The 17,967-nt window shown below is 65.9% G+C and carries 11 protein-coding genes; 5 read left to right on the top strand and 6 right to left on the bottom strand.

Features of this window, described 5'->3' with window-relative positions:
- Positions 1 to 3: 3 nt before the first annotated feature.
- Complete coding sequence (locus tag ACVOKU_RS02775) at positions 4 to 1,554, bottom strand: BCCT family transporter (RefSeq protein ID WP_481559008.1); 1,551 nt, start codon at positions 1,552 to 1,554, stop codon at positions 4 to 6.
- 169 nt (positions 1,555 to 1,723) lie between these two features.
- On the opposite strand from ACVOKU_RS02775, the gene betI reads away from it, so the two are divergent.
- The 5 genes from betI to rpfF all read left to right on the top strand — a co-directional run bounded on the left by betI (position 1,724) and on the right by rpfF (position 8,563).
- The gene (gene betI, locus ACVOKU_RS02770) at positions 1,724 to 2,314 is read left to right on the top strand and encodes a transcriptional regulator BetI (protein ID WP_053520388.1); all 591 of its coding nucleotides are present in this window, start codon (positions 1,724 to 1,726) and stop codon (positions 2,312 to 2,314) included.
- 40 nt (positions 2,315 to 2,354) lie between these two features.
- Positions 2,355 to 3,827 carry a betaine-aldehyde dehydrogenase gene (gene betB / locus ACVOKU_RS02765; protein WP_481559007.1) on the top strand — a complete coding sequence of 491 codons (1,473 nt, stop codon included), beginning with the start codon at positions 2,355 to 2,357 and terminating at the stop codon, positions 3,825 to 3,827.
- Positions 3,828 to 3,915: 88 nt separating this feature from the next.
- Positions 3,916 to 5,598 (top strand): choline dehydrogenase, encoded by a 1,683-nt coding sequence (gene betA, locus ACVOKU_RS02760; protein WP_481559006.1) that lies wholly within the window; start codon positions 3,916 to 3,918, stop codon positions 5,596 to 5,598.
- A gap of 213 nt (positions 5,599 to 5,811) precedes the next feature.
- Positions 5,812 to 7,488 (top strand): long-chain fatty acid--CoA ligase, encoded by a 1,677-nt coding sequence (locus tag ACVOKU_RS02755; RefSeq protein WP_065175618.1) that lies wholly within the window; start codon positions 5,812 to 5,814, stop codon positions 7,486 to 7,488.
- A 205-nt stretch (positions 7,489 to 7,693) separates the two neighbouring features.
- On the top strand, positions 7,694 to 8,563 hold the full coding sequence (rpfF, locus tag ACVOKU_RS02750; protein ID WP_481559005.1) for a diffusible signal factor synthase RpfF: 870 nt from the start codon (positions 7,694 to 7,696) through the stop codon (positions 8,561 to 8,563).
- 12 nt (positions 8,564 to 8,575) lie between these two features.
- Here the strand turns inward: rpfF and ACVOKU_RS02745 are convergent, their stop codons facing one another.
- The 5 genes from ACVOKU_RS02745 to ACVOKU_RS02725 form a co-directional block, all read right to left on the bottom strand.
- Positions 8,576 to 11,299, bottom strand: a complete 2,724-nt coding sequence (locus ACVOKU_RS02745; RefSeq protein ID WP_481559004.1) for a response regulator — start codon at positions 11,297 to 11,299, stop codon at positions 8,576 to 8,578.
- Positions 11,292 to 12,431, bottom strand: coding sequence for a cyclic di-GMP phosphodiesterase response regulator RpfG (rpfG, locus tag ACVOKU_RS02740; RefSeq protein WP_053520222.1), 1,140 nt, complete (start codon positions 12,429 to 12,431; stop codon positions 11,292 to 11,294). Before rpfG ends, ACVOKU_RS02745 begins: the two co-directional genes overlap by 8 nt.
- A gap of 206 nt (positions 12,432 to 12,637) precedes the next feature.
- Positions 12,638 to 14,149 (bottom strand): lysine--tRNA ligase, encoded by a 1,512-nt coding sequence (gene lysS, locus ACVOKU_RS02735; protein ID WP_481559003.1) that lies wholly within the window; start codon positions 14,147 to 14,149, stop codon positions 12,638 to 12,640.
- A gap of 172 nt (positions 14,150 to 14,321) precedes the next feature.
- On the bottom strand, positions 14,322 to 15,962 hold the full coding sequence (locus tag ACVOKU_RS02730; protein ID WP_481559002.1) for an acetolactate synthase large subunit: 1,641 nt from the start codon (positions 15,960 to 15,962) through the stop codon (positions 14,322 to 14,324).
- Between the two features lie 64 nt (positions 15,963 to 16,026).
- Entirely contained in the window at positions 16,027 to 17,412 is a 1,386-nt protein-coding gene (locus ACVOKU_RS02725; protein WP_481559001.1) for an NAD-dependent succinate-semialdehyde dehydrogenase, read from the bottom strand.
- Between the last annotated feature and the right edge of the window lie 555 nt (positions 17,413 to 17,967).

Raw genomic sequence — 17,967 nt, 5'->3', positions numbered from 1 at the left:
CGCTCAGCGCCGCGGCGCGTCCGGATCGGTGCGCAATGCGCGCAGCAGGCCCAGCATGTAGAACGCCAGGGTGAACGAGAACGGCAGACCGCACAGCACCACCGCCGTCTGCATCGCGCTGAAGTTGCCCGCCAGCAGCAGGCCGATGCTGGCCACGGTGATGCCCGCCGCCCAGAACACGCGCAGCCAGATCGGCGCATCGTGACCATCCTCCACCCCGTCGTCGACACGGCGGGTGCACAGGTTGGCGATCATCAGCGTGCCCGAATCGACCGGGGTCAGGAACAGTACGAAACCGATCACCACTGCGGCACCGGCTACATAGGGTGCGCCGGGCAGGTACTCCAGCAGCTTGAACAGGGTCATCGCTGCATCGTGCTGCGCCACCTGCCCCAGCACCGCCTGGCCATGGTTGAGCACCAGGTCGATGGCGGTGTTGCCGAAGATCGACAGCCACGCCAGCGTGAAGCCGAGCGGTATCAACAGCACACCCATCACGACCTCGCGGATGGTGCGGCCGCGCGAGATGCGTGCCACGAACAGGCCCACGAACGGCGCCCAGGCGATCCACCACGCCCAGTAGAACAGCGTCCAGGAACCCATCCAGGCGCGGCCCTGCGGATCGTTGAGATACATGTCGAAGCTCTTGCGCACGAATGCGCCGAGATAATCGCCCGTGTTCTGCACCAGGCCATCGAACAGATGCAGGGTCGGGCCGGTAACCAGCACGAACAGCAACAGCGCGCACAACAGGCGCACGTTGAGGTTGGACAGCCAGGCGATGCCCTTCTCGACACCCGCCACCACGCCGATGGTGGCCACCACCATCATCACCAGCACGATCGCGACCAGCACCTGCGGTGTGTCCGGGATGTGGAACAGATAGACCAGGCCGGACTGCACCACCAGCGCACCGATGCCGAGATTGGTGACCATGGAGATCAGCGTGGCGAGGATGCCGAAGCCATCGACCATGTCGCCGATGCGGCCATGGATGCGCTCACCGAAGATCGGATACAGCGCCGAGCGCAATGCCAGCGGCAGGTTGCGGCGATAGGCGAAATAGCCCAGCGCCACCCCGACCAGCGCGTACAGCGCCCAGCCGTGCAGGCCCCAGTGCAGGAAGGTCAGCACCATCGCCTCGCGCCCGGCCGCCACCGTGCCGCCCGGCTGGCCCGGCGGGTTGAGGAAATGGTCCAGCGGCTCGTAGGCACCGTAGTACAGCAATGCGATACCGATACCCGCCGAGAACAGCATCGACACCCACGCGACGTAGCCGAAGGCCGGCGATTCCTCGTTGTGGCCCAGGCGGATACGGCCATAGGGCGAGAACGCCAGCCACAGCACGAATCCCAGGCACAGCACGACCAGCAGCATGTACCACGCGCCGAACGCAGCCGAGACCTCGGCCTGCGCCCATTGCAGCCAGTGCTCGCTGGCATCGGGATAGAGGACGGTGAGCAGCCCGAGAATGCCGATCGACACCGAGGAGCTGAGGAAGACAAAGCGGTTCAAGCGCAGGGGCGAACGCTTGGGATGAGCCTGGGAAGACATGGGATCGTCTCATCAGTCCGAAGGAGCACATGGGCGGGGCCGGACCGGGAAACCGGGCCCATGGCGTGGGGCGCGAGCGCATCCTAGGGTTTATTGATTGAACGTTCAATCAATAAAAAGCATAATGATGGCCAACCCGACGCCTCGGGTCGCAATCCGTGGAGAGACAATGCCGAAGAAGGGCGTGGAGCCGGTCCGTCGCGAACAGTTGATCCGGGCCACTTTCCAGACCATCGACGAAATGGGCATGGCCGATGCCACCGTCGCCACCATCGCCAGGAAGGCGGGGCTGTCCAGCGGCATCGTCGCCCATTACTTCGGCGACAAGGACGGCCTGCTCAACGCTGCGATGCGGCAGATCCTGCGCGAACTGCGGGACGCGGTCGCCCGCTGCCGGGCCGGGGTGGGCGATGATCCCCGCGACCAGCTGCGCGCCATCGTCGATGGCAACTTCGATGACAGCCAGATCAATGGCACCGCGATGCGTGTCTGGCTCACCTTCTGGGCCGCGAGCATGCACCAGCCGGAACTGGCGCGCCTGCAGCATGCCAACGACCAGCGCCTGTTCTCCAACCTGTGCCACCAGTTCAACCGCGTGCTGCCACGCCCACAGGCACGCCTCGCCGCCCGCGGCCTGGCCGCGATGATCGATGGCCTCTGGCTGCGCGGCAGCCTGGTCGGCGGCGCCTTCGATGCTGACAAGGCCCGACGCATCGCCTACGGCTACATCGACTTCCAGTTGCAGGCCGACGCGCTATAAGCGCTTTCAGCTTCCCGCCCCCTTTCGAGGAGTACGCCCCATGACCACCCTGCCCGTCCAACAGCTCTACATCCATGGCCGCCGGGTCGATGCCACCAGCGGCAAGACCTTCGCCACGGTCAACCCCGCCACCGGTGAGGTCATCGCCGAGGTGCAGGTCGCCAGCCAGGCCGACGTCGAACGCGCCGTCGAAAGCGCTACCGAAGGCCAGAAGGCATGGGCGGCAATGACCGCCATGGAACGTTCGCGCATCCTGCGCCGCGCCGTGGAGATCCTGCGCGAGCGCAATGACGAACTGGCCCGCCTGGAAACGCTCGATACCGGCAAGGCGCTGGCGGAAACCACCACGGTGGACATCGTCACCGGCGCCGACGTGCTGGAGTATTACGCCGGCCTGGCGACCGCCATCGAAGGCATCCAGCTGCCGCTGCGCGAATCCAGCTTCTTCTACACCCGCCGTGAACCGCTGGGCGTGGTCGCCGGCATCGGTGCCTGGAACTACCCGATCCAGATCGCCCTGTGGAAGTCGGCGCCGGCACTGGCCGCCGGCAATGCGATGGTGTTCAAGCCGTCCGAAGTCACGCCGCTGACCGCCCTCCGGCTTGCCGAGATCTACACCGAAGCCGGCGTGCCGGCCGGCGTGTTCAATGTCGTGCAGGGCCCCGGTCGCGAAATCGGCAACTGGCTCACCGAACATCCGGTGATCGAGAAGATCTCCTTCACCGGCGGCGTGGCCACCGGCAAGAAGGTGATGGCTGCGGCCGCCTCCTCCTCGCTGAAGGAAGTGACCATGGAACTGGGCGGAAAATCGCCGCTGGTGATCTGCGATGACGCCGATCTCGACCGCGCCGCCGACATCGCGGTGATGGCCAATTTCTTCAGCTCCGGCCAGGTGTGCACCAATGGCACCCGCGTGTTCGTGCCGCGCGGCATGCTGGCCGCGTTCGAGGCCGCCGTGGTCGAGCGCGTCAAGCGCATCCGCATCGGCGACCCGATGGCCGCGGACACCAACTTCGGCCCGCTGACCAGCTTCCCGCACATGGAGAACGTGCTGCGCTACATCGAAAGCGGCAAGACCGAAGGCGCGCGCCTGCTGATCGGCGGCGGCCGTGCCACCGAGGGCACGCTGGCCCAGGGCGCCTATGTGCTGCCGACCGTGTTCTCCGACTGCCGCGACGACATGACCATCGTCAAGGAAGAAATCTTCGGGCCGGTCATGAGCATCCTTGCCTATGACAGCGAAGATGAAGTGGTCCGCCGCGCCAACGACACCACCTTCGGCCTCGCCGCCGGCGTGGTCAGCAAGGACATCAGCCGCGCCCACCGCATCATCCATCGCCTGGAAGCCGGCATCTGCTGGATCAACACCTGGGGCGAATCGCCGGCCGAAATGCCGGTGGGTGGCTACAAGGAGTCCGGCGTCGGCCGCGAGAACGGCCTCTCGACCCTGGGCCACTACACCCGCATCAAGTCGGTGCAGGTCGAACTGGGCGACTACGCCAGCGTGTTCTGAGCCGCGCCCCTCGTCCGGCCACCGCGCCGATCCGACATTCCGCCGGGACGCCTGTTTGCAGCGTGTCCCGGCCTGAAGGAGAACAACCATGAGCACCCATAACGAGTACGACTACATCATCATCGGCGCCGGTTCGGCCGGCAACGTGCTGGCCACCCGCCTGACCGAAGATGCCGATGTGAGCGTACTGCTGCTGGAAGCGGGTGGCCCGGACTACCGGCTCGACTTCCGCACCCAGATGCCGGCCGCGCTGGCGTTTCCGCTGCAGGGCAAGCGTTACAACTGGGCCTACAAGACCGATCCCGAGCCCTTCATGAACAACCGCCGCATGGACTGCGGCCGTGGCAAGGGCCTGGGCGGTTCGTCGCTGATCAACGGCATGTGCTACATCCGCGGCAACGCGATGGACTACGACAACTGGGCGAGCATGCCCGGCCTGGACGACTGGACCTATCTGGACTGCCTGCCCTACTTCCGCAAGGCCGAGACCCGCGACATCGGCCCAAACGATTACCACGGGGGCGATGGCCCGCTGCGGGTGACCACCCCCAAGGCCGGCAACAACGAACTGTTCGCGGCCATGGTTGAAGCCGGCGTGCAGGCAGGCTATCCGCGCACCGACGACCTCAACGGCTACCAGCAGGAGGGCTTCGGCCCGATGGATCGCACGGTCACGCCGAAGGGCCGCCGCTCCAGCACCGCCCGCGGCTATCTGGATCTGGCCAGGCCGCGCCCGAACCTGACCATCGTCACCCACGCGCTGACCGACCGCATCCTGTTCTCGGGCAAGCGCGCGGTGGGCGTGCAGTGGCTGCGCAACGACCAGCCGCAGCGTGCCACTGCCCGCCGCGAGGTGCTGTTGTGCGGCGGCGCCATCGCCTCGCCACAGATCCTGCAGCGCTCCGGTGTGGGCCCGGCCGATCTGCTGCGCAGCCTCGACATCGACCTGGTGCATCACCTGCCGGGCGTCGGCGCCAATCTGCAGGACCACCTGGAGATGTATCTCCAGTACGAATGCAAGAAGCCGGTCTCGCTGGCGCCGGCGCTGAAGCTGTACAACCAGCCGGCAATCGGCGCTGAATGGCTGTTCCTGGGCACCGGTATCGGCGCCAGCAACCAGTTCGAGGCCGGCGGCTTCATCCGCAGCGATGCCGAGTTCGAGTGGCCCAACCTGCAGTATCACTTCCTGCCGGTGGCCATCAACTACAACGGGTCCAATCCGATCAAGGCACACAGCTTCCAGATGCATGTCGGCTCGATGCGCTCGCCCAGCCGTGGCCGCATCCATGTCCGCTCCAAGGATCCGCGCGAGCATCCGAGCATCCTGTTCAACTACATGTCGCACGACCAGGACTGGCGCGAGTTCCGCGCGGCGATCCGCATCACCCGCGAGATCTTCGCGCAGCCGGCACTGGCTCCATACAGCGGCCGCGAGATCTCGCCGGGCAGTGCACTGCAGACCGATGCGCAGATCGACGCGTTCGTCCGTGAGCATGCTGAAACGGCGTACCACCCGTCCTGCTCCAACAAGATGGGCCACGCCGATGATCCGATGGCGGTGGTGGACGGCCAGGGCCGCGTGCATGGCCTGGAGGCCCTGCGCATCGTCGACGCCTCGATCATGCCGCAGGTGGTGACCGGCAATCTCAACGCGCCGACCATCATGATCGCCGAAAAGCTCGCCGACGTGATCCGCGGCCGTACGCCGCTGCCCCGCAGCACCGCGCCCTACTACAAGGCCAATGGTGCGCCGGTACGCAGGCAGGGCTGAGCACCGCACGCACCCTGAAACACCCGCCGGGCATGGCCCAGCGCTGCCAGCTCGGTGGCGCGGGGCCATACCCGGCGGCATTTGACGCGATCGCACAGGCCGTCGCGCGATGCCCTCTTCGCGTTTCCCCTACGGCGGGGTATGCTGCAATGACCGGCCGCTGTCAGTACGCTCAAGGTCGGACCCAACAATCACGATTCCTGGAGGGGGAATATGAGTCTGGATCGTCCCTGGCTGCAGAGCTATCCGAAAGGCGTTCCCGCCGAGATCGACGTCAACGAGTTCCATTCGGTAGCCTCCGTCTTCGACGCCTCCGTCGCCAAGTACCGCGACCGCCCCGCCTACTCCAGTTTCGGCAAGGTCCTCACCTATGGCGAGACCGATGCGCTGGTTGACCAGTTCGCGGCCTACCTGCTGGGTGAGCTCAAGCTCAAGAAGGGCGACCGCGTCGCCCTGATGATGCCCAACTGCCTGCAGTACCCGGTCGCCACCTTCGGCGTGCTGCGTGCGGGCCTGACCGTGGTCAACGTCAACCCGCTGTATACCGCACGCGAACTCAAGCATCAGCTGGTCGACGCCGGCGCCTCGGTGCTGGTGGTGGTCGACAACTTCGGCGACACCGTCCAGCAGGTCATCGCCGACACGCCGGTCAGGCAGGTGGTCACCACCGGCCTGGGCGATCTGCTCGGCGCGAAGGGCGCGATCGTCAACTTCGTGCTGAAGTACGTCAAGAAGATGGTGCCCAACTATCACGTGAAGGGCGCCATCCGCTTCAAGCAGGCACTCAAGCTCGGCAGCCGCCACACCCTGCCCGAGGTCGAGATCGACCACGACGACGTAGCGTTCCTGCAGTACACCGGCGGCACCACCGGCGTGGCCAAGGGCGCGATGCTGACCAACCGCAACCTGATCGCCAACATGCAGCAGGCCTCGGCATGGCTGTCGACATCCGGCATCGAGCCGGGCAAGGAAGTGATCATCACCGCGCTGCCGCTGTACCACATCTTCGCGTTGACCGCGAACGGTCTGGTCTTCATGAAGTTCGGCGGCTGCAATCACCTGATCACCAATCCGCGCGACATGAAGGGCTTCGTCAAGGAGCTCAAGGGCACGCGCTTCACCGCCATCACCGGCGTCAACACGCTGTTCAACGGCCTGCTCAATACGCCCGGTTTCGATGAGATCGATTTCTCGTCGGTGAAGTTCACCCTGGGCGGCGGCATGGCGGTGCAGCGCGCTGTGGCCGAGCGCTGGAAGAAGGTTACCGGGGTGACGTTGGTCGAGGCCTATGGCCTGACCGAAACCTCGCCGGCCGCCTGCATCAACCCGCTCACCCTGCCGGAGTACAACGGCTCCATCGGCCTGCCGATCCCGTCCACCGATGCGTGCATCAAGGACGACAACGGCAACATCCTGCCGCTGGGTGAGGTGGGCGAGCTGTGCATCAAGGGCCCGCAGGTGATGAAGGGCTACTGGCAGCGCCCCGAAGAGACCGCCCAGGCGATCGACAGCGACGGCTGGCTGCATACCGGCGACATGGCGAAGATGGATGAACGGGGTTTCTTCTACATCGTCGACCGCAAGAAGGACATGATCCTGGTGTCCGGCTTCAATGTGTATCCGAACGAAGTCGAGGACGTCATCGCGATGATGCCGGGCGTGCTGGAAGTGGCCGCGGTCGGCGTGCCGGACGAGAAGTCCGGCGAAGTGGTCAAGGTGGTGATCGTGAAGAAGGATCCGAACCTGACCGCCGAAATGGTCAAGGAGCATGCCCGGGCAAATCTGACCGGTTACAAGCACCCGCGCATCGTGGAGTTCCGCAAGGAACTGCCGAAGACCAATGTCGGCAAGATCCTCCGTCGCGAGCTGCGCGATACGCCCGCACAGTAAGGGTTTCCACGGTTCGACGCAGATCAGGGCCCCGCCGGCGACGGCGGGGCCCTTTTTGTTGGCGGCCAGCGCGGGCGGCGGCCGCTTGCAGGCGGTTCACGAGCGGTGCATAGAATCACTCGCCACCGCACGTTCCGCCCACTCCCTCACATTCCATCTCTCCGTCCGCTCTGCGGTTGGCCGGACGGTCACTCGGAGAACACCCATGTCTGCAGTACGCCCCATCATCACCCGTCCGTCGCAGCACCCGACCCTGCGCATCACCGAGGAAACCGAACGGGAGGTCTACTGGATCCACATGCATGCCAACCTGGTCAACCAGCCGGGCCGCCCGTGCTTTGCCTCACGCCTGGTAGACGACATCGTCGACTACCAGCGGGAGCTGGGCGACCGTCTCAGTGCCGCCCACGTTCTCTCGCCTCACGTGGTCCTGGCCTCCGATAGTGACGTATTCAACCTGGGCGGCGACCTGGAACTGTTCTGCCGGCTGATCCGCGAGGGCGACCGTGCCCGCCTGCTCGACTATGCGCAGCGCTGCGTACGCGGCGTGCATGCGTTCCACGCCGGGCTGGGCGCACGCGCCCACAGCATCGCGCTGGTCCAGGGCAATGCACTGGGCGGCGGCTTCGAGGCCGCGCTGAGCTGCCATACCATCGTCGCCGAAGAAGGCGTGCTGATGGGACTGCCGGAGGTGCTGTTCGACCTGTTCCCGGGCATGGGCGCCTACTCCTTCCTGTGCCAGCGGGTCAGCCCGCGGCTGGCCGAGAAGATCATGCTGGAGGGCAACCTCTTCACCGCCCGGCAGTTGAAGGACATGGGCCTGGTGGATGTCGTCGTGCCGGTGGGCGAAGGCGTTGCGGCGGTCGAACAGGTGATCCGGGACAGCCGGCGCATTCCGCACGCCTGGGCGGCGATGCGCGAAGTGAACGAGATCGCCACCATGGTGCCGCTGCACGAAATGATGCGCATCACCGAGATCTGGGTCGACACCGCCATGCAGCTGGGCGAGAAGTCGCTGCGGACCATGGACCGGCTGGTCCGCGCCCAGGCCCGCCGCAATGGCGAGGCGGGCTGACAGACCTCGCGGTCAGGAGGGCGTGCGTTCCCCGTCGTCGCGTTGCTGGATGCCTGCGACGCGGGACGCCAGCGCTTTCCTGCCGATGCGCAGTGCACCTACCAGGCTGGACAGGCGCATTGTCCACTCGGCCTTCAATTGCCAGTCGGCCATGCGCATCATCTCGCCACTGGCGGCAGCAACCTGGACCAGGCCCAGGTTGCTCGCCACGCCGCGCAGGGCGTGGGCGTGTTCGCGGAAGTCCTCCCAGTCCAGCCGCTCGCCACAGGCCTGCATCTGCGCCATGCTCGCGTCCACATCCACCAGGCACTGGTCGATGAACTTGCGTTCGAAGCCATCGCCCATGCCCAGTGACGCCAGCTCGTCCAGCACCGCGGTGTCGAGTACGCCGTCACCGACCTCCATGGCCGGTACCGACTGGATGCCCGGCTCGGTACGCGTGTTGGCGGCCACATCGGCCAACACCTCCAGCAGACGCGTCGCCACGACCGGCTTGGCCAGGAATGCACGTGCACCTGCCTGTTCACAGCGCAGGATGGATTCCGGGGTGACATCGGCGCTGAGTACCATCACCGGCACATACGGCAGGCCGCTGGCCTGCATCACCCGCAGCTGTTTGAGCAGGTCCAGCCCGCTCATGCCAGGCATGTGCAGGTCAACGATCGCTGCGTCGTAATTGGCCTGTTCGAGAGCGTCGAGCACCTCGACCCCACCGTTGACGCAGGTGACCTTGTGGCCGGCCTTCTCCAGCAACCGCTGCAGCACCATGCGGTTGGCCGCATGGTCATCGGCAACCAGCACCCGCAGGCTGCGTACACGGGCCCGATGGCGCAGGAATGGATTGGAGAACGCAATGACGTTGCCGCCCTCCGGCAGCTCGCCCTGCACGTCCGGCGTCGGTGCCACGTCCAGCGCGATTTCCACCCAGAACACGCTGCCGCGCGGCGTGTTCGGCAGGTAACCCACCTGCCCGCCCATCGATTCGACCAGCCCCTTGGCGATCGCTGTACCCAGTCCGGTGCCTTCGTGGCGGCGGGCCAGGCCGACGTCGGCCTGCTCGAAGGCGTTGAACAGGCGACTGCGCAGGGCCACGGGTACGCCGATGCCACTGTCGAGGATCTCGAAACGCAGGCGGGCACGCTCGCTGCCACGCTCGTCATGGCTGCTGACACGCAGATGGACGAAGCCACTGTCGGTGAACTTCACCGCGTTGCCCATCAGATTCAGCAGAATCTGCTGCAGATGGCCGGCGTCGCCGAACAACCGTGGCGGAACGTTGTCGTCCACGTCGACGCGATACTCCAATGACTTGGAACGCGTCTGCGGGGTGAGGATCAGGTTGATCGCCTGCAGTACGTCGGCCAGCGCGAACTCATGCCATTCCACCCGCACCTTGCCGGCCTCGATCGCCGAGATGTCCAGCACCTCCTCCACCAGCGCCAGCAGGCTGCGGGTGGACGCCTGGATGGTGCTGAGGCACTCGCGCTGCTCCTCATCCAGCCGCGTGGTGGCCAGCACTTCGGTCATGCCGGCCAGGCCGTTGAGCGGCGTACGGAATTCGTGGCTCATGTTCGCCAGGAAACGGCTCTTGGCTTCGTTGGCCTGGCGCGCCTCGGCCACCGCACGGGTCAAGGCATGCAGCAGCGAATCGAAGTACAGCGGAATCGCGCCCAGGCCCAGCAGCAGGCCCCAGCCGAGGTAGTCGTGGCTGCGCCAGTAGGGCGACAGCATCACGGTGCACAGGAAGGCCAGGCACCCCATGGCGGTTGCCACCCGCAGGTAGGTGCTGCCGTAGCGCATGCCGTTGCCGATCGTGACCCACAGCATCACCGCGTACAGCGGGGCTGCCGGCTCACCCTGGATGGTCATGATCCAGGCCATGCAGGTGTAGTCGGTCAGCATGCCGATCACGCGGCGGACGTGTGACACCCCGGGATCGACCAGGATCGCCACCAGCAGGCCCGCCGAGATCGCCAGCTCGAAGGCCAGAATCAGCCAGGTAGTAGTCAGGGTTTCGCCACCCGCACCCACGTAGCGCCAGCCGAGATAGCTGATGAACAGCGCGGTGATCACGATGCGGATCAGGTTCTGCGCGTGCTCGCTGTCCTCGCGTCCGGACAGCCGCTGCTTCACCCGGGCCAGCAGCGACCGGGCCGGGGAGGATTCAACGGCAGGAGTGTCCATGGGGGGATGTCGCATCCGTCGTCGCAGCAGGGAGGAGCAGCACAGCGGAACCGCCACCAGGCCCAGCCACAGGGGCACGGCCAGGCTGGGGTTGTCACGCCAATACGGTGTCAACAGCACGGTGGTACCGAAGCTGACCAAGGCCATGGCGATCGCCGCGCCCAGGTAGCGGTTGCCGAAGCGCAGGCCATTGCCCACCGTGACCCACATCACCACCGCATAGACCCAGGCCAGAGGCTCGCCCATCTGCACCATGCCGACCGTCATCAACCCATAGTCGGCGACCATGCCGACCCCCCTGCGCGCATCGGAGCGCCCCGGCTTCCACAGCAACCAGGCGAACAGCAGCAGGGATATCGACAGCCCGGTCAGCACGGTCACGAGCACGCCCTGGTACTGCTCCAGGCGATGCATCCGGGCCCCGGACAGCAGTATGTAAACCAGGATCAGCGAGATCAGCGCGATCCGCACGATCACCTGCCCGTGCTCGGAGTCGGGCCGCTGCGACAGCCGGCGCTTCAGCCGTGCGAACAGGTCCTGCACCTCAGCCACCCGGTCGCGTGGAGGCCGTCGAGTGCTGCGCGCAGATGTCCAGCAGTTGCTGGCGGCCCCGCAGCAGCGCATCCACGCAGCGGGGGTCGAACAGGCGGCCGCGCTGGGCATACAGATAGGCCAGCGTTGCTTCCATCGTCCAGGCTTCCTTGTACGGACGTGGGGAAATCAGGGCGTCGAAGACATCGGCGACGGCAACGATGCGCGCTTCCAGTGGAATTGCTTCGCCGACCAGCCCATCGGGGTAACCGCTGCCGTCGTAGCGTTCATGGTGGCGCAGCGCGATCAGCGCACCGACCTGGATGAAGCGGTTCTGGCTGCCGCTGAGCAGTTCATGGCCGATGCGCGGGTGCCGGCGCATGATCGCCAGCTCCTCTTCATTGAGCTTGCCCTGCTTGAGCAGCACCGCATCCGGTATGGCGATCTTGCCCATGTCGTGCAGGGGCGCCGCCATCTCGATCAGCCGCACCTCGTCTTCCGGCAGGCCCAGCTGCTCGGCGATAAGCCCGGCCACGCGGGCCATCCGCTCCAGGTAGGCACTGGTGCCGGCGTCACGAAACTCGATCGCACGAGCCAATCGCGACAAGGTCTCGCGCTCCCGCTCCTCGACCTCGTGCATGCTGGCGAGCAGGCGCTGTTCCAGTGACAGCGCGCGCTGTTTCACATTCTCGGTCTGCTGGCGCAGCTGCAGCAGGTTGTAGCAGCGCGCCCGCAGTTCGCGCGGGCGGATCGGCTTGACCAGGAAGTCGATCACGCCTGCCTCCAGCGCGGCCTGCCGGATCGGCTCGTCGCCCACCACGGTGATCAGGATCACCGGGATGTCGCGATGCTTGGGCAGGCGCCGGAAGCGGCGGGCGAATTCCAGCCCATCCATTTCCGGCATGCGGTAGTCGAGCAGCAGCAGGTCGACCGGATGCGATTCGCACCAGGCCAGCGCGGTCAGGGGATCGCCGAAGTCATGCACGCTCAGTTCCGGCGCGATGTCCTCGATGACGTGCCGCAGCATCGTCCGCGCGGAGGTCTGGTCATCGACGATGACGATGTTCAACGTGTACTCCGCCTGGTTTCTCGACCACGCTTGGTCATCAGCAGGCGTGGAAACGCTGCCGCTGCGCACGCTGGCACCCTGCATCGGACTGACTCCCGTGTCATGCGTCCCGGTTCATGATCGTGGTCACATTGTGAAGCGGGCTCTCCACATTGCGCTCTTCCCCGTCACCGATCAAGCCATAGCCGGCGTCAAGGTAGTGCAATTACGATACGCCGAGTGCCAGAGACGTCAATTGCGCCGTCCCGTTTCGGGACGGCGCGCACAAACGGGAGTCACAAAACCCCGGCTCAGTGCTCCGGACGCATGTACGGGAACAGCAGCACGTCGCGGATGGAGCTGCTGCCGGTCAACAGCATCACCAGGCGGTCGACGCCGATGCCGAGGCCGCCGGTCGGCGCCATGCCGTACTCCAGCGCGCGGATGTAGTCGGCGTCGTAGTGCATGGCCTCGTCATCGCCCCCCTCCTTGGCGGCCACCTGGGCCTGGAAACGCTGGGCCTGATCCTCCGGGTCGTTCAGCTCGGAGAAGCCGTTGGCCAACTCCTTGCCGTTCACGAACAGCTCGAAGCGATCGGTGTAGCCGGGGTCGTTGTCGTTGGCACGCGCCAGCGGCGAGACCTCCACCGGATGATCGGTGATGAAGGTGGGCTGGATCAGGGTGTGCTCGACGGTGGCTTCGAAGATCTCCAGCAGCAGCTTGCCCCAGCCGTAGGACGGCTTGACCTTGATCTTCAGGCGCTCGCAGTGCCGCAGCAGCGCTTCGCGGTCGGTGCAGTCGGCAGCGGAGATCTCCGGATTGTGGTGCCGCACGGCCTCGTCCATCCGCCAACGGCGGAACGCCGGGCCGAGATCGATCTTCGCGCCGTCCCACTCCACCTCGGTAGTGCCGTTCACCGTCCTGGCCACGTCCCGGATCACACCTTCGGTCAGGTCCATGATCTCGTTGTACGTGGCGTAGGCCTCGTACAGCTCCATCATGGTGAACTCCGGGTTGTGCCGGGTGCTGACGCCTTCATTGCGGAAATTGCGGTTGATCTCGTACACCCGCTCCAGGCCACCGACGGTCAGGCGCTTCAGGTACAGCTCCGGCGCCACGCGCAGGTACAGGTCCAGGTCCAGCGCGTTGTGATGGGTGGTGAACGGCTTGGCCGCCGCACCGCCGGGGATGTAATGCATCATCGGCGTCTCGACTTCGAGGAAGTCGCGGTTGTCCAGCCACGCGCGCATGGCACGGATGATCTTCGAGCGCTTGATGAACACCGCGCGCGACTCCGGGGTCACGATCAGATCGACGTAACGCTGGCGGTAGCGCTGCTCGACGTCGGCCAGGCCATGCCACTTGTCCGGAAGCGGACGCAGCGACTTGGTCAGCAGTCGGATCGCTGCGGCCTTGACCGACAGTTCACCGGTGCGGGTACGGGTCAGGCCGCCCTCGACGGCGATGATGTCACCCACGTCCCAGCCCTTGAAAGCAGCGTAGTCATCGCCCAGGGCCGCGCCCTGCAGGAACAGCTGGATGCGGCCGGACTCGTCCTGGATCTGGGCGAAGCTGGCCTTGCCCATGATGCGCTTGGCCATCAGGCGTCCGGCCATGCGCACCTGGCGGCCATTGGCTTCCAGGGCCTCGGCGGTCCAGGTTTCGGCGTCGCTGTACTCGTCCTGCAGCTGGCCGGCGAAGTCCTCGCGACGGAAGTCGTTCGGGTACGCGATCCCCTGCCCGCGCAGCGCTTTGAGTTTCTCGCGGCGCTCGGCGATCAACTTGTTTTCGTCGACGGAAGGGGTTTCGGTAGCTTCGCTCATGGATCTGCGGGAATCGTGTAGTTGGGGGAGTCTTGCGCCCGGCACGGCCGGCTGCACAGCATAGCAAAACCACCCTGCCCAGGCCCCGGCAGCACCGGGTAGCGCCGGGCCATGCCCGGCGGCCGGTCGGCAGGAATCCCCGGGCGTGGCCCGGCGCTACCCACCCCCGTGACTACGCGTTCCCCGGGAACGCCCGGCGCAGCTCATCCACCAGCACCCGCTCGTTCTCCGAGTAATCGATCGGCACCGACACCAGGTGCACCCCACCCTCGTTGAACGCTGCCTCCAGCGTCGGGATGAACTGCTCGATGGCGGTCACCTCATGCCCCTTGCAGCCATAGGCCTGCGCATACCTCACGAAATCAGGATTGCTGAAGGTCATGCCGTAGTCGGTGAAGCCATCCACCGCCTGCTTCCAGCGGATCATGCCGTAGGCACCATCGTTGAGGATCAGCACCACCAGGTTCAGCCCCAGCCGCCGCGCGGTTTCCAGCTCCTGGCTGTTCATCATGAAGCCGCCGTCGCCACACACCGCCAGCACCCGGCGCTGCGGGTACAGGATCGAGGCCATGATCGCCGAAGGCAGGCCCGCGCCCATCGTGGCAAGCGCATTGTCCAGCAGCAGCGTATTGGCTACCTGGGTGCGGTAATTGCGCGCGAACCATATCTTGTACATGCCGTTGTCCAGCGCCACGATGCCGTCGGGCGGCATCACCCGGCGCACGTCGTGGACCAGCCGCTGCGGGGTGAACCCGGCCTCTTCGGCCCGGTCGGCGAGATGGTCGAGGATGGTGGCCCGCAGCGGCAGCAGTGCATCGGCATGGGCCACCTGGCCTTCAATGCGGTCGGCCAGCTGGGTCAGCGAACGGCCGATATCGCCGATCACCTCCACCTGCGGGAAGTAGACCTGCTCGACCGCCGCCTGCGAATAGCCGATGTGGATGACGGTCGGTCCGCCGGGTCGCATCACGAAAGGCGGCTTCTCGGTCACTTCATGGCCGATGGTGACGATCACGTCGGCCTGGTCGATGGCCATGTGCACATAGTCGCGCTCGGTCAGCGCGGCGGTCCCCATGTACAGGCCCGATCCGCCCGCCACCGCACCCTTGCCCATCTGCGTGGTGAAGAAGGGAATGCCGGCCCGCAGCACGAAGGCTGACAGCGCCTCGCTGGACTGCGGCCGTGACGCCGCGGAGGCGATCATCAACAGCGGACGCTTCGCATTGCGGATGATCTGCGCGGCGCGATCGAGCGCCTCGGGACTGGCGATCGGTCGATCCACCGCATGCGTCGGGATCAATGCCACATCCTCGACTTCAGTGGCCGCGATGTCCTCCGGCAGTTCCAGCAGGACCGGGCCCGGACGTTCTTCCTGAGCGACACGGAATGCCTCGCGGACGATGGTCGGGATGGTGCGCGCCGATATGATCTGCCGCGCCTGCTTGGTCAGCGGCTTCATCGTGCTGACGATGTCGACGATCTGGAAGCGCGCCTGCTTGCTGGCGACGATGCCCTTCTGCCCGGTGATCATGATCACCGGCCATGCGCCCAGCAGCGCGTAGGCCGCACCGGTGGTGAAGTTGAGGGCGCCCGGGCCGAGCGTGGCCAGGCACACGCCCGGCTTGCCGGTCAGGCGTCCGTAGGTGGCCGCCATGAACACCGCCGCCTGCTCGTGGCGGGTGATGACCAGCTCGATGCTGGAATGGCGCAGCGACTCGACGACATCGAGGTTCTCTTCGCCGGGAATACCGAAAATACGTTCGACGCCCTCGTTCTCGAGCGCCGCGACAAGCAGATCTGAACCCTTGGACATGGGAATGCCGTCCCTCTTCACTGGACTGGTGGTGGATCGTTACAGGAAGGATGCAAGCCGTGCGTCAACGACGGTCGAACCACACGGTCTGCGCGTTCACGAACTCGCGGATGCCGAAATGCGACAGCTCGCGGCCGAAGCCACTCTTCTTCACGCCACCGATCGGCACGCGCGGGTCGGACGCGGAGAAGCCGTTGACGAATACGCCCCCGGTCTGCAGCCTGCGTGCCAGCCGCATCGCGCGCTCGCGATCGCCACTCCACAGGTTGCCGCTGAGGCCGAATTCGCTCTGGTTGGCCAGCTCCACCGCATGATCGGCATCGCGTGCGCGGCTGATCGAAGCCACCGGGCCGAAGGTCTCGGTATCGAACGCCTGCATGCCCGGCTCGACACCGGCCAACACCGTGGGGGCATAGAAGCTGCCCGGACGATCCAGCTGATGACCGCCGACCAGCAGCTGCGCGCCGGCCCCTACAGATGCACGCACCTGCGCATCGAGCTGCTCGAGCAGGTCCTGCCGGGCCATGGGACCGATGCGGTTGCCGGGTTCACGGCCATCACCGATGGTCAGCGCCTGCACCTTCGCGCAGAACTGCGCCACGAAACGGTCGTACACGCCGTCTTCGACGATGATGCGCTTGCCGGCGATGCAGACCTGCCCGGTGTTCTGGAAGCGCGAAGCCACGGCCGCGTCGACCGCAGCATCCAGGTCGGCATCGGCCAGCACGATGAACGGATCCGATCCCCCCAGCTCCAGCACCACCTTCTTCAATGCCTGGCCAGCCTGCGCGGCAATGCTGCGGCCCGCGCCGACGCTGCCGGTCAGGGTCACCGCCGCGATGCGGTCATCGGCGATCGCGCGGCTGGTGCCCTCGCGGCTGATGTTGGCGGCGATGAAGGTGCCTTCCGGCAGCCCGGCATCACGCCAGGCGGCATCGAGCAGATGGGCGGTGCCGACGATATTCTCGGCCGGCTTGAGCAGGAAACCATTGCCACCCATCAGGATCGGCACCGCCGCGCGCATCACCTGCCAGTACGGGAAGTTCCACGGCATGATGCCCAGCACCACGCCCAGCGGCAGGTAGGACACGTAGGCCTTGTCATCGGGAACCAGCGTCGGCTCGTCGCGCAGGTACTGTGCGCCGTTATCCGCATACCACTCGCAGAGCACCGCGCACTTCTCGATCTCGGCCAACGATTCGGCATGGACCTTGCCCATTTCGGCGGTGGCCAGCGCCGCAAGCGATTCGCGGTCGCGGCGCAGGACGGCGGCCATCGCACGCAGGACATCGGCGCGCTGCTCCAGCGACTGCGCGCTCCAGGCGGCAAAGCCGGCCTGGCCTCGATCGAGGATCACCTCCAGTTCGGGGTCGGTAACGAAGGGATGGCGGGCGATTTCCTGGCCGGTGGCCGGATCGAGGGAAATCGCAATGGCGGGGGCAGCGGACATGCAGGGCTCCTGTTGTCTCGGCAACGGGCCGATTGCCCGTCTCCTGTCAGGAATGTGGACCCGAAGCTGCCGCGCAACAAGGCGTCTGCTTATCCTGTGACCTGCACTTACCTGCCTGAATGGGGTTGCTGGCAGGGCTGCGCCCTGCCCCCTACGCCACAGCCCAGCAACAGCAGAAGCTGGATTCCTGCGGGATGGCGGGGGTGGGGCCGATGGCGGGAGACGCCGTGAACCCCGCCATGGGGGCTTGGCAGCCGCATCCATGCCGCGGACACAGTTTCCCGCGATCTGTTGGAAGTACTCTCGGGGTCAGATCCGTTTTCCGCCGGAAAACGGATCTGACCCCGGAATTCATCCGATATCTGACAGATGTGTCGACCAAGGTCGACACCCACCCACCAACAACAGCGCGAGATCTGTCAGAGGTGGGGCGGTGTGGGTTGTCAGGACCGTTGGCGCCATGGATGGCGCCATCGAGCCCCCAGGGATGGGTTTACGGCGTGTCCTGACAACCCGCACCGCCCCGCCATCCCACGGAATGCACGCTGTTGCTGT

Source organism: Stenotrophomonas sp. STEN147 (assembly GCF_056757995.1).
This window is presented reverse-complemented; position numbering and strand designations above follow the sequence as displayed.